Here is a 19,040-nt window from a genome sequence, read left to right on the forward strand (position 1 = left end):
CCCTGCCACTGCCCCTAAACCTTGGCGGATGGTGACAATAAAAAATACTGCCAACACTATTAAGACAAGGACTCCAGGAATAATAGTCAATGTTTTGATATTATCAGGAGTGAAAAAAATTGCGATCCAAAAACCAGCGACTGCGGAAAAAAATCCCGATAGTGCGGATATAAGTAATGAGACTAAGACTAGAAAAATTGTCCAGCGGCGTTGCAGTCCAGCTTGAGCATGACTGAAATTTGCCCCTATGAGGTTAGTATCGGTAAAGTTTGTCCCTCGGATGTCGGCATAGCTGAAGTTTGCCCCCGCAAGGTCTTTTCTACCCTTAAAAGAGCGACCTCGGAGATTTTGACCAGAGAAGTCTTGAGGCATATTAATAGTGACTCGATCGCATCCATCCCGTCATGGTAATTATTTCTGTCATTGCGTAGGCAGATTTAGTTGAGAGCATCCCGATTTTGCCAATATAACCCAATTTGCTCTTATATCCGATCATAGGAAGTCGCAGATACATTAATATACAGCATATTCCAGTTTCATGAAGTGATGTGATTTTTCAAGAAGATAAATTCCCCCTTACATCAATTTCAACCTGTCACTAACTTCTCAATTCTCTCAAGTATCGCTATCAATGTTCGTCAACCTCTTCAGGAGTAGCGATCGCACAGGCAAGGGTGAAGCTATAGCAACCCCAAGGCTTAAAGAAGGTTTTCAATTGTTGAAACCATTGATTTTACTGCATTTTCCCTCTATCCTAGATAGAATAAAGCCTTCTTCCTTCTTCCCTCTTCCTTCTTCCCTCTTCCCTCTTCCTTCTTCCTTCTGATCGCGATCGCCCATCCCTATTTCGGCAACTGCCATTTTCCCCCTTTCCCCTCCAAAGCTTAAAACTCCCTAGCTTTTTGCCCCTGCTAGCCTCATTCTGTGCCACAATCAAGCATTAATAGGGCTGGGGGTATGACATGATTGGCCAACTTGTAGATAGACGTTACCGCATTATTAAAGTCATTGGCTCAAATAGCTTGGGGAAAACTTATCTGGCGGCGGATACTCGCCGGCCAGGTTATCCCCAATGTGTCGTCAGAGAGCTCCGAATTCCCGGTAAGACTGCGGAAACGCCCCAAATTATCAAAGTCATATTTCAAAGAAAAGCAGAAATCATCGAAAAACTGGGAAAAAATGACAAAATCCCGTCATTATTAGCTTATTTTGAAGAAAATCAAAATTTATATTTAGTTGAAGAACTGATTGTCGGAGAACCTCTAACTCGCGAACTAACAGCGGGTAAACCCTGGACGGAAGAACAAGCGATCGCTGTTTTGGAAGAAGTGTTAGAGATTTTAACCTTTGTACACGAGAACGGGGTCATCCACCGCAACATTCAACCCGACCATTTAATCCGCCGACAGTCTGATGGCAAGTTAGTTTTAATTGGTTTTCGGTTAGACAAAGAAATTAATCCCTTGTCTAATTCCGTACCACTACCCGAAACCTCTGTCTCTGTCACCTCCAACTCAAATGGCGATCGCCACGCCAAATTGTCTTCCTCCCTTACCAAGCAGGAAGAGGAGAGTTCTCAGACAGAAGAGGAAGAAAGCAGGGTTATCCTTACCAAGAAAGAGAAGAAAATTGCCGATACCAAGGGGGAACGACGGCGATCGGGTAATGAAGTTTCTATTTACACACCTAACGAACAGTCCCAAGGCAACCCGCATTTTAACACTGATATTTATAGTCTGGGGATGATTGCGATCCAAGGACTAATGGGATTGTCTGTAGAAGAATTGAAAAAGCGAAAATCCGAGGTTGACACCGATAAAATCCTCGATCGCGATCGCATCTCTTGCTCTGGGGCTCTAGCAGATATCCTCGATAAAACGATCTTACCTGTTAGCGATCGCTATCAATCTGCCGCCGAAGTCTTATCTGCCCTCAAAGAGATTATTTCGCCCTCTCCAGTTTCTCCTCCACCCCAAACAATGGCTAGTCCTGCTATGAGTCAACCAGTACAGAAGCAACCCCAGAAAAATATTTACTTCGTGCTAGCTGGTATCGCAGGCGCTTTAATCCTAGCCGCAATCATAATTTACTTCTGGCAGCGCCAAGCTCCCGCCAGAGCAAAAGAGTTTTACGAACGCGCCGTTCAAAAAGCAAAGCAAGGCGATAAAGCAGGTGCGATCGCAGATTACACCCAAGCAATAGGACTCAATTCTCGCGATGCAGAGGCTTATTACAAACGGGCCAATACTCACTACGATTTAGGAGCATACCAACAAGCAATTCAGGATTACACCCAAGCAATTCAAGTCGATCCTAACAATGTTAAAGCTTACTATAACAGAGGTCTAGCCTACACTGATATCGAAGATAGACGTAGCGCCGTTCAGGATTTTACCCAAGTAATTCGGATCAACCCCAACGATGCAGAGGCTTATTACCAACGAGCTTTAGGTTATTATGAATTGGGAGATTACAAAACTGCTATTGAAGATTACACCCAAGCAATTCGCCTCAATCCTAACGATGCTAAATCTTACAGTAACCGAGGCTTAGCTCGTTCAGCCGCTGGCGACAAACAAGGCGCAATGTCAGATTTTACCCAAGCAATTGAACTTAACCCCAAACAAGCCAGCGTTTACTACAGCCGAGGTCGAGCCAGATTTAATCTGGCAGATTACAAAGGAGCAATGGAAGATTACAGTCAAGCAATTGTATTAGACCCCAACCAAGCTGATGCCTATACCAACCGTTGCAGCGCTTATTTAAATCTGGCAACTTACGATAAAGCCATTGAAGATTGTACTCAGGCAATTGCCCTCGATCCCAAAAATGCTGAGGCTTACAATAATCGGTGCATTGCTCGTTTGAATTTAGGAGATTATCAGAAAGCCTCTGAAGATTGCAGCTTGACTATTGGGATTACTGGCAACAATCCTAAAGCTTTCAGCAATCGAGGTTTGGCTCGTTCTGCCATTGGAGATAAACAAGGAGCCATTGAAGATTTCTCTCAAGCAATTCGGCTTAATCCTAGCGACGCAGTTGCTTACAGCAATCGCGGGATTGTCTACTCGGAAATCAAAAATTATGGTTCTGCGATTGAAGATTTTGCTCAGTCAATCCGTCTGAGCCCTAATAATGCTACTGCTTATTATAGTCGGGGAATCATCCGCCGGGAACTGAAAGATCGCTTAGGAGCCAATGAAGATTTTCAGAAGGCTGCAACGCTATTTCTGGAGCAAGGTAGGGCCGATGCTTACAAAAATGCACAGGCACAAATTAGCCCATAATATTGTTAACGGTTAACGGTTAACTGTTAACTGATAACTGATAACTGTTAACCCATCAGTTAAATCTATTGCCGAATCCGTTGTCAAATTTGCAATCACCAATTACCAATTACCAATTACCAATCACCAATTAGCAATTAGCAATTAGCAATTAGCAATTAGCAATTAGCAATTAGCAATTACCCATTCCCCATTACCCATTATCCTTATTTATGAACATGATTGGTCAACTTTTGGATGGACGTTACCGCGTTGTTCAAATTCTTAGTTCAGGGGCTTTTGGACAGACTTATCTGGCGGCGGATACTCGTCGGCCCGGCCATCCTCAATGTGTGGTCAAGCAACTGCGACCTCCTAGCAATACTTCTACTATTCTTAAAACTGCTCAGCGCTTATTTAAACAAGAGGCAGAAATTTTAGAAAAGTTGGGAAAACACAATCAAATTCCATTTTTATTAGCTTACTTTGAAGAGGGAAATCAGTTTTACTTAGTTGAAGAATTTATTCCCGGTCATCCGTTAACAAAGGAAATTTTGCCCGGTCGCCCTTGGCCGGAAGAGCGAGTGTTGTCTCTGTTGGAAGAGATTTTAGAAATTTTGATTTTTGTTCACGATCAAGGTGTGATTCACCGAGATGTTAATCCCTCGAATTTAATTCGGCGTAAACCTGATAGTAAGTTAGTTTTAATTGACTTCGGATCTGTTAAAGAAGTTAGCACTCAAATTGCTAATTTTTCAGGAGAAATCCCCCGGACAATTGCGACTGGGACTCCTTCTTATATGCCGATTGAACAATTCCAAGGCAATCCTCAATTTAATAGCGATCTTTATGCAGTGGGGATGATGGCTATTCAAGCGATTACGGGTTTACCAGGTACAGATTTACCGAAATTGCAAGATCCTCATCCTTCTCATACAGGGGGTATGATTTGGCGAAATCGCGCTCAATGTTCTACAGCATTAGCGAATATTTTAGACAAAATGGTTCATCACCATTTCGGAAAGCGGTATCAGTCGGCGGCGGAGGTGTTGGCGGCGCTAAGAAAACTCAACAATCGCCCAGATGCTAGAGATGGGGAACAACAGGCTAGTTTTACTACAAAAATGGGGATGTCTGGCGGGCGATCGCTACCTCGTCTCGACTCTCGGCTATGGTTGGTGTTGTTAGGAATTGGGGGTGCGATCGCACTGGTGTGGCTGCTCATTTTTTTTAACCGTCCTAATCCGGTAAAAGCTAAGGAATATTTCGATCGCGGTGTGGAAAAATCACAGGTGGGAGATGCAGCGGGGGCGATCGCGGCTTTTAACAAGTCGATTCAGCTAAATCCACAGAGTGCTGAGGTTTTTTACAAGCGGGCAAATGCTAATTATGACTTGAAAAACTACGAGGGGGCGATCGCGGATTACACTCAAGCGATCGCTCTCGATCCGAACTATGTCAAGGCTTATTTTAACAGAGGCTTAACCCGTTTCGAGATTAAGGATCTGCGAGGGGCGATCGAAGACTATACTCAGCTCTTGAAACTCCAACCTAACGATCCTGATGCTTATTATGAGCGCGGACTTGCTTATTTTGGCTTACAAGATTATCCAGTTGCGATTAAGGATTTTACTCAGGTAATTCGGTTACAACCTAGTCTTGCTAAAGCTCACCATGCGCGGGGAATGGCACGAGCTGCTGGTGCTGATTTGCAAGGAGCTATGGGCGATTATACGGAAGCAATTCGTCTGGAACCTAGCAATGTTGACGCTTATTATAGTCGAGGGAGAGCTCGTTTTCATTTAGGTGATTATAAAGGTGCGTTGGCAGATTACTCTCAGGTAATTCGGATTGATTCTAAAAGCGTAGATGCTTATGCTAATCGATGCAGTACGCAGTTAAATTTAGGAGCGCATCAGGCAGCGATTGATGATTGCACTCAGGCGATCGCGCTCAATTCTCAAGATTCTGTTCCTTATAATAACCGCTGTATTGCTTATTTGAACTTGAAGGATTATCAGAAGGCAATTGATGATTGTTCTCAGGCGATCAAGGTGAATCCTAAAAATGACAGTGCTTACAGTAACCGAGGTTTAGCTCACTCTGCGGCGGGAGATCGGGAGGGCGCGGTTGCAGATTATACGGCGGCGATTGGGCTTAATCCTAATGATTATGAAGCTTATTCTAATCGAGCTAAGATGCACTACGATCTGAAGAATTATGATGGCGCTCTCGCGGATTACGTGCAGGCAATTCGCCTCAATCCTAATTTCGCGGCTGCTTATGTAGGTAGAGGAACTGTACGCAGTATTTTAGGAGATAAACCAGGGGCGATTAGTGATTTTGAAAAAGCTGGGAAACTCTATTTAGATCAAGGGCGATCGGGGGGTTATCGGGATGCACAGTTTCAGATCGATCGGCTTAAACAAGGGGGTGATGCTAAATAATACCTAATTGTCCAAAATTATGCAACAGTGGAGGCAGGTGGCAGAAGGCAGGTGGTCGCTCTTCTGAAGTTAACTCAACAATGCAGATTGTATCAATATATTTTTTACTGTTTAATCTCGACTTGGTTAGAGGTATTTCCTATTCGTGGCCTTAGACGAAAGTTCTGTGAATTAATCCAATTAATGGATAATTTTCCGACTCTCATTCTACCTTTTTCTGCTGCGAGTTTGGTGGTCGCCTAAGTTTTTATCTCCCGCTCAGTGACAAAAGAGGGATAACATAACCGGATGTGTCATAAAAAGCGAAAGGTGGGCATTTTGCCCACCCTAATTCTTACTTCCCTACTGTGAAATACTCATTCTTAGCATACACGCTAATAATGCAATCTCCCACTTCAAAAAACATCCCCTCTTGCTCATCTTTAGAGAATTGCAAATTCCCATATTTAGCACCAATTTCATCAGCAGTAGCAGCCTTAGCCTCCATTTCATCGGGTATCAATCCAGTCGAACCTATATAAAAAACTAACGGCGAAACCTTCTCGCTATACACCTTTTCAGCATAAGCTTCCAGTCGCTCATTTGCACTAGCTAAAGCTACAACAAACTCCTCTCGCTTTACCTCCTCTCCCTTCCATTTCGCTTGCAAAAGTCGCAGCAAACTATCTGCACCCACCTTAGACAAAATATCTGTAACAATTCCGTTATTTTCCAACCCTAAAAAGTCATCAAAAATCAGCTTCATCAAGTCATCAACTTTAGTAACTTTAGTACGTGATGAAAGAGTCTTATGTCCAAAAATTACCGACTGCTCTAAGATAGCATCAAAGGTTGGTTTATCCAACTTTTCCCCAGTATCTTGATGATAAACCTCATAGAGGCGATCCAGGAACTTGTTAGCAGAGTGGAATTTGCCAAAATTGAGAATCTCTTTGCTACCAATATCAATTTTGAAACTAACTCGCGAATCTACTGAACCGTTGGCGATCGCATCCTTTAAATCGGTGTATTCCGTCGTAGTGGGAAAATTGATGTAGAGGCTTTTTGACAGATAATGCTGTTTCAATTCCTCCAATTGTTCCGCCGTGTAAGTCTCTGATTCTGCCTTCAAATGAGCAGATAAAATACTGGAAACAACTTTAATTTTTGCCAATTCCTCAAACACGCCATTCAGACTATTGTAACGTCCATCAAAAGGTACAAGCGGCAAACTATCTAACTTGAGATCGTACTCGGAACGGAAATCAAATTCATCAGCAGGTAAACCATCTTTTTTAATTAGACCGCGCTGTTTTAGCAAATCAAAGACGGCGTTGCTACTGATTTTAATGCGGAGTGACTTAACATTCACTTCGCCGTCGCTAACAATCGTATAATTGTTGAAAGTATTGAGATCGTTAACCAAAATTCCCGCTACTTCATCGATCTGAGTGTCATCCTCAACTTTTACCAGCTTAACTTTCCTGGTTATCAACATATTAATGGTTGCGGTATTTTGATTGATAGCAAATGAACCCATCCGCACGTACTCACCACCATCTAAAAATTCAGTTTTAAGCCAAGGTTTGACCAAGTTTCCATTTTCATCTCGCTTCCCTTCAATGCGTTTTAAACCTTTGCGTTGATAATTTTCCTGCAAGTGTTTGAGATTGATAATAATACTGTTGCTGTGTTCCTCTAATATCTCGATCAACTCCAGCAAAGTGATTTTATCGCTGACTTTTACGCGATCGCCAATTTCGTGACTAGCCAACACATTTGGCTCAAAAATGGTCTGTTCTAAGTCTTCAGTAAAGTCAGCTATTGCTGCATTTGTTAAAGCCTTAGCGTGTCTTTCTGTTAAGGTAGCATCAAAGGTACTCGCTGTTGCATACTTAGCAGTATTCAAATTGCCATTCGCCAAGTTAGCCTTCGCAAAAGCGAACACTGATTCATCTGTTTGAGCAACGGGAATATCTAATTTATCATACTCCTCTTTGCTGACTTTCTGATATTTGTAAAACAGTCCCTCATCATCTGCTTTGAGGCCGCAAATTTTCAGAGTGGTTGATGAACCGTTGACTTTTTTCGCACTCTTGGAAACAAAAACTTGATAATCGTATTCCTTAATCAACGGTTCTTCCAGCGGTGGTGCAACGCTACTACCTAACAGTTTGGCTGTATCATAAAGAGCATCATAAACCATTTTGACTTCCCCTGCTCGGATACAATTACCTGATAAGGTGTTGGCAATTTTGGAGAGTAATTTAAAGTCAGCACTGGAATAGGAGATCGTGTTAGCAAAGACATCCATGCCTTTCAATTCTTCGCAAATTCTTTCTAAGGCGGCGGCTTCTGAATTCGCACTCGGATCGTTGGCATAGCCATCTGTATGTAAATTAATAGCAGTCAGTTCACCCTCTTTAATCAAAGACTTAGCTAGTTTCATCGACTGAGACATTCCCGTAAACGAGCCAGTCTTGATTTTCTTGATTTCCTGAATGTAGGATGAGTTAAGCTGCATTACTTCTTGAATCGGAATGCGTTGAAAATGACAAGTTACATCCCCATGAGAGGCATAGGAAATCAAGCTGATAAGTAGCTGATAATTATTGTATTCATCTAAGGTCAAAAGCTTGATTAGCGTGTCTTTCAGCGGCTCTAAGTCATAGTACATAGAGCCGGAACGATCGATGATGATAATGTTATGAGCAACTGATTTTTCAGGGATATTATCAGGCTTTCTTTCTAAATTAATGCGGTCAACTAGATAGAATGCTTTTTCGCTACCAGCAAAATTGTAGAGAGTAAATTTGGTGCGAGTATTGGAGATTGCTTGACTGCTGGAATTTTGAGGTTTGACTTGGGATGCTTGTTTTGCTTGCCGTGCCATAGTTATAACCTTTGTTGATTTATTCATCAACTTAACTATCACACATACTCTAGTCTATGTCAAGGCCTATTCAGAAAAATCTCCTGTGAGTTTAAATAAGCATTAATACTTAGGGAGGATGGTAACTCTAGCAGTAGGTTTAACTGCGATCGCACTCCGTCAGCATATTAATGCGTAAATTGCCCAACCTGTCTTGAAAGTGATATTACATACCATATTAATTCTGTACTTGATTTGTGTATTGAGAGAATATCAAACCCCTAGAATTTCTTGAGCTTTTTCTAACACTTCATCAGGATCGAAAGGCTTAGTTAAGTACAAATCCGCCCCCATTTCCTCAGCTTTCTTCTTATCGAATTCTTGACCCTTAGCTGTGAGCATAATAATATAAACCTCTGTGAGTTTCAGGACATTTTTGACTTGATTGCAGACATCAAATCCGCTCATTTTTGGCATCATCACATCCAGAAAAACTAGATTGGGTTTTTCTAACTGGATTGTTGCTAAGGCTATCTCACCATTCTCCGCAGTTAGCAACTCGACTCCTTCATCTTCTAGTTCCTCTAAAGTTTGTTCTAACAGCATCCTGAGATGAGGCTCATCATCCACAATTAGGATTTTTTTAGTCATTTTTAGTCCTGATGGTAATTGTCAGCAGTTAGTGGTTAGTAGTTGTGGTTAGTCTTTATTAGTTATTGTTATAGTAGTTGTTTATTGTGGGATTTCTACTAATAACTAGCCCTTAATAATTGACCATTAACAACTAACGAATAGCAACTTACCACTAGCCACTCACCCTTTCCCTAATATATTACCTCAAAAACGTCCACACTTTTGCGTTTTCCTTTCACCGTGATGTTTCCAACTTCGCGATAGGTAAAAAAGCCTTTAGTAGCTTCATAGACACTGCCGCTGACAAGGATCTGTCCCCCTTTAGCGATGCCTTGCAACCGCGATGCCAAATTTACTTCATCGCCGATTGCAGTATAGTCAAGGTGTTGCGGCGATCCGATGTTACCAATAACTACCTCGCCAGAACTAATGCCAATACCCGTAAGAAAATTTTCTTTAATCCAGTCAACAGGAATATTTCTTAACCTCAATTGCATTCCAATCGCTGCCGCGATCGCCTGCTTCTCATTATCTATCAGTTTTGCAGGTGCGCCGAACATTGCTACAATCATATCCCCTACAAACTTATTCACAGTCCCTTCGTGGCTAAAAATCACATCTACCATGTGGGTAAAATATTCGTTCAAGTATCCCACAATCATTTCGGGTGGTAATTCTTCACATTTAGTAGTAAAATTTCTAATATCTGAAAATAAAATAGCTATGCTTTTCTTCGCCGGAGCCAAAGAGATATCACCTTCTTTTGCGGTAATAATTGCATTTACTAATTGCGGCGGAATGTAACGTTCCAATTGGCTTTTAATCCGCTCTTCTTGCAGCTTATTTTTATGGAGCATAGCATTCTCAATCGCTGCCGCTGCTATGGAAGCAAGACTCGTGGCAAATTTCAAATCTTGGGCTTTGTAATTCGCAGGTTCTTCGCTACTAATATTAATCACACCGAGGCAACCATTCTGAGTTTTAAGCGGTGCACAGATCAAAGAAATAATAGAATTCTCACCAGCTACAAACCGAGGATCGTTCCAAACATTATTAACTATTTCCGCTTTATTGTTTAAAAATACGCTGCCAGCAATCCCTATACCAGGAGACAACTGCATTTTAGTTTGTGACTCTTTGCCATCAGCGACAGCGATCTCCAGTTTTTGGCTTTGAGGATCGAGTAACATTACAGAAATGTTTGTGGCCTGAATCAGTTTTTGAGCTTCAAGAATTACCAATTTAGCAATTTCTTGCACATCTAAACAAGCCGTTAGCTTCTCGGAAAGAGCGTAAAAGAGATTAATTTCTCGATATTTATCTAATACTTCTTTTGCTAAAGTCTTTTTTTCTAATTCTTGAGCGGCTAAATAGGTTAGTAAAGAAGCGATAGCAGCAGCTTTTGGCTCTCCTAAAACCCATCCAATTACCTCTCCATCCACTTCCACAGGATATTGAGATTGACTCTGACTAGAGTCGCCCATTAATAATCTACCGTCAACAGTCTGAATGCTGATGCGCGTATCGATCACACTGAGAAGAGTATGAATTAGATATAATGCTTCTTTTTGAGAAACAAGGCGTTTAAGGCTAATTTGGCTCATGTGTTTTTATATCTATCTGTATAGTATCTCCTTTATTTTCTCCTAACATCAGGAAGAAAGTGTTTTCTAAATCTTTTTCAAATCTCAGAGCTTGCAAGATTTCAGATTTGTGCCAAACATCAGCATTAGCAATAATTAAATCGGGTTTCACAGACATCGCCTTATTTCTGAACTCTTCACCCGTAAGAGCTTCTGTGACGCTGTAACCTCTCGCTTTCAACACATCGGCTAAACTTCTGGCTTCTGACACATTTTCATCCACAATTAAAACTTTCTTTTTGGAAGAGCCTTGAGATAGCAGCCAGCCAATTTCTTGAAGCATAGGTTCTGAATCACTGGACTTCACAAAATAGCGATCCACTCCAATACGATAACCTCTTTCTTTATCTTCAATACCAGAATTAATTACAATAGGAATGCTCATCGTCATCGGATCGTTTCGGAGAATAGCTGCCACATCGAAACCATTCATCTCCGGCATCATCACATCTAAAATAATTAAGTCTGGTAGTTCCTGTTTAGCCATGACAACTGCTTCCTTACCGTCTTTTGCTTCCTTGACGATGTAACCTTCTGCCTCCAATTGTTGTGTTAGTAGTTGACGGAGGTTAGCTTCATCATCCACAACTAGAATAGTTTTCTTCTGTTCATTGCCAGCCAGTGTAGCATTAGAAACATGATCTCTCAACTGTTTAAGGAAGGTAGTCATGTCTAGCTTCTTGAGGCTCGATTCCGCTTCTTCTGCTGGCTTTAAGGGCAATATAAACGAGAAATTACTGCCCTTACCCAACTCACTTTCTACCCAAATTTTGCCGCCATGATGCTCTATAATTTGCTTACAAATCGGCAGACCTAGACCAGTACCTTTCGGTTTATCTGTTAAGGTTTCACCGACTTGCTTAAACTTTTCAAATACTTTTGGTTGGTCGGATTCGCTGATTCCCATACCTGTATCGATGATGCTAATCTTAATTTTATCGCCAATTTTTTTAGCTTGGCAAGTTACAGAGCCTTTATCGGTAAACTTGATTGAATTAGAAAGCAAATTAATCATTACTTGAATCAATTTATCCCGATCTCCAACCAATTCAGGTAGATTCTCTTCTATATCTTTAATTGGCTCTAGTCCTTTGTTTTCAAACAGAGCAAAAGTTGCAGCAATTGCTCTATCGATAAACTCATCTACCTTTATTGGTTGCATCTTCCAATCTATCTTACCTGCCTCCATTTTGGCAACATCTAAAAGGTCATTGATCAGGTCTGTTAGGCGTTGACCTTCGGTAACAATAATCTGAAGATTATCTCCTACTTGTTTAACTGCCCGCTGAACTTTTTTATCCTCTGTCACCACGATTGGGAAGACATTCTCCTCTAATTTTTTCTGAATAAGTTTAGCAAAACCTAGAACAGAAGTAAGGGGAGTTCGTAGTTCGTGAGAAACGGTAGAAATAAAATCTGTTTTCATCTGATCCACTTCTTTTTCCGCAGTAATATCTCGAATCAAAATCACGGAACCAATATAAGTGGGATCTTTGCTCTCAGATGCAGCTTTTTTAAGAATTGCAACTGCGGAACCCTTAGCAAATCTGCCACCTTCCAGCGCTAACTCTACAGTTGAAATTTCGTGAGGAGGCTGTTTAGTATTATCTATCAATTTAGATACTTCACTCCCGAACACCTCCTCAGTAAATTTACCTGTTAAATCGAGGCGATCGAGTGCAAACATATTAGTAAGAGCTGGATTAAAGCGAGTGATTCTCCCGTTAGAATTTGTGACTAACAAGCCATCAGCAATTGTATCGATAATTGAGGCTAGATAACTCATAGTATCTTGAAGTTCTGCTGTAGCTGCTGTCACCCGCTGTTCAAGAGTTTGACTGTAATTTGAAAGCTCTAGATTTGAAAGTTTTAGTTGACCAGTCATCTGGTTAAAAGCTTGTGCCAAAATCCCAATTTCATCTTCGGTGAGAACTGGTGCTGAGGAGTTCAAATTCCCACTAGCTACTTCTATTGCAGTGTTGGCAATCGCCAGAATTGGCTGAGTAATCCGGCGCGACATCAGATAAACTGCTACTAATAAAATGCCAGCCGAACTCAATCCAATCAGCAAGATTTCTCTGGCTAGTCTGTTGGCCGGTTCAAAAGCTTCTGCTTGGCTCATTTCTGCTAGTAATGCGAGATTTTGATTGGTGAGCCAACGATAGTTACTAATAACTGGAACTTTTTTATAGTTTTTATAAAGCCCTTGACCGTTGTTTTTGGCAAGCGCGGCATCAATACCAAAGCTATTCACACCTTCGTCTGACTTGGTGTTTTTTTCATCACCTGATATAAAGATATTTCTATTATTGGCTCGACCCACCAAATAAGTTTCTCCTGTCTTGCCCAATCCAGTTTTTTCCCTAATTAAGTCGTCTACACCTTTAAGATCCAAGTTAACAGCAATCGCACCCATTTTGACACCATTTCTATCTAAAATTGGGGTGGCAAAAGTGATAGCAGATTTTCCATTTGAGGCGTAAAAGTTGGGAACAACTGCATTAGCACCTTCACGAGTAAAATAAGTGGTGGGATCTCCTAAAGGTCTAAATTTACCTTGAATATTCGTGTTTTCTCCATAAACAAATATTACAAATCCTCCATTCGTGGTAATGAGAACACTTTGCAAACTTGGTTTAACAGCAATTATATCTGAAAAATATTTTGTGAGGCGCTCGACAGCTATTTTATAGCTGGGGTCTAAGTTATCTACAGTTAGCAAAATAGCTATTTGTTGTTGTATTTCTGGCAATTGGCTCATTAAAAGCACATCCTTGCGTTGAGTTTCAACCCATTGATTAAGTTGAAATTCCTTCAGGGAAGTCGCCACCGTTAAACGATCTTGAACAGATTGCTGTAAAGCATCTTTAGCACGAGTATAAGCAGCCCAAGCCACAATACTCACCGTCACCACTGACAATACTGAAAAATAGCTGACAAGTTGATTTAGTAGGCTACGTTTCCAAAACTTCATTGTTTACCTCTTAATAAATAATGTTAATATTTAACTGTTAACATTATACCTTTAACTTCATTTCCATTCAGCAAAAATCTGTTCAATCTTAGCTATTGCTTCGTCTCCAGCTTGCTCAGGTGATAATCCATCTTTAACAATACTCAGAATAGCCTTAGACCAAATATTCTGAGAAAGCACCTCACTGTAAGCAGGATTAAATACTTCATAGCTAGGGCGAGTCAAGCCATTAAGTTGCTTAATCGCTATCGGTATGTGCGGATCTGTGGGATTATTCCAATAGGAATCCTGCAAAAGTTTTGGCATGACTGGAATGATTCGCCCCTTACCTCCCTCTTTAAGAAACTGATTTAAGTTTTCCGGTTTCAGCAAATAGGAAAGAAAACTTTTAGCTTCTGCTTTATGTTGAGAAGCTTCAAATATAACTATCTGCTTAACACCTAATATAGAAGTGAGTTCCCCTCCACCTGGCTTTTCTGGCCAACCTCTCGTCACCATCTTATTAAGATAAAGATCCGTCGATAGTTTATTGTAGGGATTCTGCTCCAACTTCTGCGTTAAAGGAATTGACAGCGTACCATTAGCCGTCATTAGCGATTGACTTTCCAGAAAACTAACATTATTCCCAGAGTCTTTCCATTCTACAGAACTAGGGGGTACATAGCCCTCTTTGTAAAAGTTAGCGTACTGTTTTAATGCCTTAATTATCCCCTCGCGGTTTGCGGGATCTTTCAGCAATAAATTACCATCTTTATCTAAGATTTTTACATTATAGGCTTCCAAAAATTGTTGAAAAATCAAAAAAGTATCAGTACCTAAAGCTGACATAGTTAAACCCAAGCCATAGATATCTGACTTACCATTTTGGCGCAAACTATCCTGAGCTTGTTTCCAATATTGCCAGAAATTATCCCAATCATCAGGAATTTCTTGCTCGTTTAAACCACTTTCTTGTAGGATATTTCGCCAATACAAAATATGTGTTGCCTGCTGTCCTATCGGTACTGAATAGTAAGACCGTTTTTTAGCTATACTGTTCTGAAAATATACGGCTTCTAAAGCCGTAGAATTGTACAAATATTTAAGAGGTTTAATCAGATCGGAGACATCAGCTAACTGATTTTGCCACGCCAAACTAGGAATCAAATTTGTTTCTGCCGTTGCACTATAAAGCACATCAGGAGGATTACCATCCCTAAGTGATTTTTGAGTCTCAGCATCAATGCTATTGAGCGGTATTAGTCTTAATTCAGCTTTTTTACCGCTTTCTTTTTCCCATCGATCTATGAGCCTCGCCACTACCTCATTCTCTTCTGGTAAAAATCCTTGCGACCACCAAATTCGGAAACTCTGATTTTGTTGTAGTAGTGAATTTCCCGTGAGATTTGTCGGAGTATTATTGCTACAAGTAGCTAACCCAAAAAATAGGAAAAACAGGAATATCAATGTAAATATTCGCTTAGGCATTGTCTTTCTCAACCTCATTTAGATAAGATGTTTATTTTTAATTTGGACTTGGGAATAGCCCTTTTATTTTTTGCTAGCAATAGTTTAATTGACATTAAAATAAAGTTGCTAATCAATCGCCAATAACACCACAAATCAACATCTTTACTATACTTTTTAGTCATTGAATAATATGCTTTGGCTATCGCTCTTTGATACTTATATTCCAGTTTTCCTGCCCGAATTAGTTGAGTTTCGGCTTTTGCCAAAATCCTACAAAAACTTTCTACTAACAGCGCTTTATTAGACGTAGAAACTGTCACATTGCCATATTTGCGATAGATTGAATAACAACCTGGTTGGTAGATGATTTTCGCTCCTTTTATGAGTAAAGAAATCAGAAAATCTCGATCTTGTCCGCATTTTAAGGTTTCATCCCATTTAATGCTATTAACAATGGTACTTTTCTTAAAAAGATAGGCAATTGGAGGTAAGCAGCCATAAGCCAACAAAGATTCTAACACATCTTTACAATTTCCCGAAACTCCGAAAATATTGACAGGTTCCTGGACAATTTCTCCATCCCCTAAATGATACTGATAATTAACATCCCCATAAACAATATCGGCCCCTGTTTCTTCTAAAAATTTAACTTGCCGCTCAATTTTATCAGGAAGTAAATAGTCATCAGCATCAAGATATTGAATGTATTCACCCTGGGATAATTCCATCCCCCTATTTCTCGCATAATTTCCGCCTCTATTTGGCCCAGTTTCCCAAGTTAGTTTACCATCGTAACTTTTGATCGCCTCTAAGCTTCCATCGGTAGAACCATCATCAATTACAATTACCTCAATCAGCTTATAAGACTGCTGAAAACAGCTTTCTATGGCTGCTCTTAGCCATTTTTCAGCGTTAAAGCAAGGAACAATAATTGATACAAGCTTTGCCATAATTTGCTGTTGATTTCAGGCTGAAACTTAGGGTAAAACCATGCTTATTTCAAATAGGGATGGAATTTTTCAGTAAAATACACCCATTGACTGTCATTTTCCAGACTTAATCTAGCACCCTCGACTAATGCTGTCGATACCAAAGCATCTCGAAATGTCGGTCTCCGCCCTTCAAAATCCGCAGGCGAACTGTCCCCTTCTACGATCGATGCGACATCTTTAAGAAATTGAGTGATGCTGTCTATGCCATACCCTCGATATTCAGTATACTCGCTATCCAGCCTCCTATAAGGTTGACAGAAGTACGGGTTAATATCTTCTATCCCCCCTAAGTCAGTTATAGTCTGAACGCCCCGTTTTGTTTGGTCGCTCTCAAACCTCCCTGCGGTACCGATCGCCTCAATTTTTTGCTGAGACATCGCACCATTGCAGTTAGGATCGATCCAATTGGTCAAAATTGTAGATGTAAAGCCCTGTGACCATTCAATCAATACCTGAATCGCATCATAGCTGGAAATGCCGCGTTGCGATAGCCAGTTTTTTTGTCCAGTAGCAATAATTCGGCGGGGTAAAGCTTGAGTGACAAAATAAATCAGATCGGCGTAATGCACACCTAAATACTGAAAAATATTAGTATCAGCGACCCAGGCGGAAAAAGTTTCGCTCGGAATAATTTTGCGCTGGCTAAATTCTACATGAAAGTACAGCGGATCGCCAATGGAACCATCCGCGATCGCTTGGCGAAGTTTCAAATTAGCTAAATCCCAGCGTTTATGAAACTCCACAGCTCCGTAAACTCCATATTTTTCCGCAGCTTGGATCGTTTGCTCTGCATCCGCTACAGTTGGTGATAGGGGTTTAACCACCAGTACGTGCTTGCCACTAGCGATCGCAGCTAAAGCCATCTCTGTATGCAAATGATCCGGCGTAGTAATAATTACCGCGCCTGGATCGGGCAAGTTAGCGATCGCCTCTCGATAAGCATTGCCATCCGTACAATTCCCTTGGGGGTAACGTACACAGGGCATCTCTATCCCCATTAACTCCTGAAGAGCATCCAGCTTAGCATTAAAAACAGCAAAAGACTCAGCGGACTTACTAGCAACTAACACCCGATCGATTATCCCCGCCTGATATTGCTGCATTACCGCTGGTAACACAGTTCCATAACCCTTGGTACTGCGGCCGCAAACATACATACCAGTACCAATTATCAACAGATTCAGCTTTTTCTGCTCAGTATTCAATGACATATCTACAACCAATAATTATGCTTGCTGATAAGTGGTCAGACATCATTAAACGTAGGGTGGGCGCTCGCCGCCAATCGCTTATAACTTATAGCCAGAGATGATGCTCGGCGAGCGCCCACCTTACAATTATACTTGCTGGTAGTCCCCTGCATCAGTTAGGACAAATTCTTGTAAGGTGGGCTCTATTATCCAATCCAATCAAGATAAATCTCTTGAGAGGATATGTACCCATTCTACTACTTTACTATACAATATCCAGTTAATATTACATCAATATTCAGGAAATTGATAGTTTTCTTAGTATATACTCTTACTCCCTGAACTTCTCAAGATCTAATCAGCTATGTTAAGTTTAGACAATCCCCTAGTAAAACTCTATGCCACCCTAATTGGATGGGTATTGACAGGATTTATCCTCGGTCGCTACTTACCCAAAGGAGCCTCCACAGGCTTAGGAAAATTCCTATTTTTCTGCGGCGCACCATTCAGTATTATTGCTTTCATGCGTCGTGCTAACCTCTCTGGATACCTAATAATTTCTCCCTTAACAGCGTGGACTGCTTTGTTTGTAGGGGCAGGATTAGCTTGGATTTGGATCGATTTAGGAGTCAACGACGAGCGTCTGCAAGCTATTTCTCGCGGCCTCACAAATCCCAAAAATGTTGACAGTATAGCAACATTGGAGGAAGATAGCCGAGCGATAAAAAGTGCTTGGAGTAAACCAACTCAAGGCAGTTTTTTGTTTGCAATGATGGTGGGAAATACTGGTTTTTTAGGCTTTCCGATTATTTTATCTTTAGTGGGAGCGGACTACTTTGCTTGGGCATTATTTTATGACTTAAGTATTACTCTCGGTATCCATGTATTCGGAGTAGCACTAGCAGCTTATTACGGCACTGCACCCAAGATTAAAGGTTGGAAAGGCCCCCTTTTGACAATATTAAAAAATCCTGCATTATGGGCTTTTGGGATTGGCTTAGTCGTGCGAATTCTGCCACTACCTCCACAAGCGGATAAAATATTGCAGACGGGTGCTTGGACAGTAATCACTTTATTCTTAATTATGATTGGGATACAATTGAGTAAGCTTTCATCTTTTCATAATCTCAAACAGGGATTGACTTGTCTCGCTATTAAAATGTTATTAACTCCTTTGGTTGTTGGCACGGGCTTAATGTTTTTTGGCATCACTGGCCCGCCCAGACTTTTGTTAGTTTTGCTGATGGGTATGCCCCCAGCTTTTATTACTACTTTGTTTGCCGAAAAATATGGTTTAGACAGAGATTTGGCAGTAACTACTGTAGCAATTGGCTGCGGAGCTGTGTTATTTACTATCCCTATCTGGTTATGGCTATTTGGGTTTTAAATATAGGCAGGAGGCAGGAGGTAAGTAGTAAGACATAATTAAACGTAGGGTGGGCGCTCGCCGCAACAAGCCTGTAAATCATAGCAGAAGATATTTGTCGGCGAGCGCCCACCCTACGTTTAATTATGTCTTACTACTTACCTCCTGCCTCCTGCCTATATTTAAAACCCAAATAGCCATAACCAGATAGGGATAGTAAATAACACAG

The 19,040-nt window shown here is 40.9% G+C and carries 13 protein-coding genes; 3 read left to right on the forward strand and 10 right to left on the reverse strand.

Features of this window, described 5'->3' with window-relative positions; genetic code table 11:
- The 3 genes from PN499_RS17270 to PN499_RS17280 all read right to left on the reverse strand — a co-directional run.
- A partial coding sequence (locus PN499_RS17270) for a pentapeptide repeat-containing protein (RefSeq protein ID WP_272033332.1) occupies positions 1-372 on the reverse strand: 372 nt, incomplete at its 3' end.
- Between the two features lies 1 nt (position 373).
- A complete protein-coding gene (locus PN499_RS17275) occupies positions 374-496 on the reverse strand; it encodes a hypothetical protein (RefSeq protein ID WP_272033333.1) in 123 nt (40 codons plus the stop codon).
- A gap of 215 nt (positions 497-711) precedes the next feature.
- Positions 712-861, reverse strand: a complete 150-nt coding sequence (locus PN499_RS17280) for a hypothetical protein (RefSeq protein ID WP_272033334.1) — start codon at positions 859-861, stop codon at positions 712-714.
- Positions 862-962: 101 nt separating this feature from the next.
- Between PN499_RS17280 and PN499_RS17285 the strand changes: the two genes are divergently transcribed.
- A complete protein-coding gene (locus PN499_RS17285) occupies positions 963-3,287 on the forward strand; it encodes a tetratricopeptide repeat protein (protein ID WP_272033335.1) in 2,325 nt (774 codons plus the stop codon).
- Positions 3,288-3,505: 218 nt separating this feature from the next.
- Positions 3,506-5,713: a serine/threonine-protein kinase gene (locus PN499_RS17290; protein WP_272033344.1), complete on the forward strand. Its 2,208-nt coding sequence runs from the start codon at positions 3,506-3,508 to the stop codon at positions 5,711-5,713.
- 334 nt (positions 5,714-6,047) lie between these two features.
- Here PN499_RS17290 and PN499_RS17295 read toward each other — a convergent pair whose 3' ends face one another.
- The 7 genes from PN499_RS17295 to PN499_RS17325 all read right to left on the reverse strand — a co-directional run bounded on the left by PN499_RS17295 (position 6,048) and on the right by PN499_RS17325 (position 17,466).
- A complete protein-coding gene (locus PN499_RS17295) occupies positions 6,048-8,585 on the reverse strand; it encodes a vWA domain-containing protein (protein WP_272033336.1) in 2,538 nt (845 codons plus the stop codon).
- 252 nt (positions 8,586-8,837) lie between these two features.
- On the reverse strand, positions 8,838-9,215 hold the full coding sequence (locus PN499_RS17300) for a response regulator transcription factor (protein ID WP_272033337.1): 378 nt from the start codon (positions 9,213-9,215) through the stop codon (positions 8,838-8,840).
- 173 nt (positions 9,216-9,388) lie between these two features.
- The gene (locus PN499_RS17305) at positions 9,389-10,801 is read right to left on the reverse strand and encodes an adenylate/guanylate cyclase domain-containing protein (RefSeq protein WP_272033338.1); all 1,413 of its coding nucleotides are present in this window, start codon (positions 10,799-10,801) and stop codon (positions 9,389-9,391) included.
- Positions 10,788-13,814 (reverse strand): ATP-binding protein, encoded by a 3,027-nt coding sequence (locus tag PN499_RS17310; protein WP_272033339.1) that lies wholly within the window; start codon positions 13,812-13,814, stop codon positions 10,788-10,790. The genes PN499_RS17305 and PN499_RS17310 overlap by 14 nt, the downstream gene beginning before the upstream one ends.
- Before the next feature lie 57 nt (positions 13,815-13,871).
- Positions 13,872-15,281: an ABC transporter substrate-binding protein gene (locus PN499_RS17315; protein ID WP_272033340.1), complete on the reverse strand. Its 1,410-nt coding sequence runs from the start codon at positions 15,279-15,281 to the stop codon at positions 13,872-13,874.
- Positions 15,282-15,295: 14 nt separating this feature from the next.
- Positions 15,296-16,213, reverse strand: coding sequence for a glycosyltransferase family 2 protein (locus PN499_RS17320; protein ID WP_272033341.1), 918 nt, complete (start codon positions 16,211-16,213; stop codon positions 15,296-15,298).
- 44 nt (positions 16,214-16,257) lie between these two features.
- Positions 16,258-17,466 (reverse strand): Gfo/Idh/MocA family protein, encoded by a 1,209-nt coding sequence (locus PN499_RS17325; RefSeq protein WP_272033342.1) that lies wholly within the window; start codon positions 17,464-17,466, stop codon positions 16,258-16,260.
- Positions 17,467-17,809: 343 nt separating this feature from the next.
- Here PN499_RS17325 and PN499_RS17330 point away from each other — a divergent pair, with 343 nt between their 5' ends.
- Complete coding sequence (locus PN499_RS17330) at positions 17,810-18,832, forward strand: AEC family transporter (RefSeq protein ID WP_272033343.1); 1,023 nt, start codon at positions 17,810-17,812, stop codon at positions 18,830-18,832.
- The last annotated feature ends 208 nt before the right edge of the window (positions 18,833-19,040 follow it).

Source organism: Kamptonema animale CS-326, from assembly GCF_028330895.1.
Taxonomy (GTDB): domain Bacteria; phylum Cyanobacteriota; class Cyanobacteriia; order Cyanobacteriales; family Microcoleaceae; genus Kamptonema; species Kamptonema formosum.

Coding starts and splice junctions, on each gene's coding strand:
- PN499_RS17285 (WP_272033335.1), top strand. CDS start 963: ATGATTGGCCAACTTGTAGATAGACGTTACCGCATTATTAAAGTCATT.
- PN499_RS17300 (WP_272033337.1), bottom strand. CDS start 9,215: ATGACTAAAAAAATCCTAATTGTGGATGATGAGCCTCATCTCAGGATG.
- PN499_RS17280 (WP_272033334.1), bottom strand. CDS start 861: ATGGCAGTTGCCGAAATAGGGATGGGCGATCGCGATCAGAAGGAAGAA.
- PN499_RS17310 (WP_272033339.1), bottom strand. CDS start 13,814: ATGAAGTTTTGGAAACGTAGCCTACTAAATCAACTTGTCAGCTATTTT.
- PN499_RS17315 (WP_272033340.1), bottom strand. CDS start 15,281: ATGCCTAAGCGAATATTTACATTGATATTCCTGTTTTTCCTATTTTTT.
- PN499_RS17295 (WP_272033336.1), bottom strand. CDS start 8,585: ATGGCACGGCAAGCAAAACAAGCATCCCAAGTCAAACCTCAAAATTCC.
- PN499_RS17305 (WP_272033338.1), bottom strand. CDS start 10,801: ATGAGCCAAATTAGCCTTAAACGCCTTGTTTCTCAAAAAGAAGCATTA.
- PN499_RS17320 (WP_272033341.1), bottom strand. CDS start 16,213: ATGGCAAAGCTTGTATCAATTATTGTTCCTTGCTTTAACGCTGAAAAA.
- PN499_RS17330 (WP_272033343.1), top strand. CDS start 17,810: ATGTTAAGTTTAGACAATCCCCTAGTAAAACTCTATGCCACCCTAATT.
- PN499_RS17290 (WP_272033344.1), top strand. CDS start 3,506: ATGATTGGTCAACTTTTGGATGGACGTTACCGCGTTGTTCAAATTCTT.
- PN499_RS17275 (WP_272033333.1), bottom strand. CDS start 496: ATGATCGGATATAAGAGCAAATTGGGTTATATTGGCAAAATCGGGATG.
- PN499_RS17325 (WP_272033342.1), bottom strand. CDS start 17,466: ATGTCATTGAATACTGAGCAGAAAAAGCTGAATCTGTTGATAATTGGT.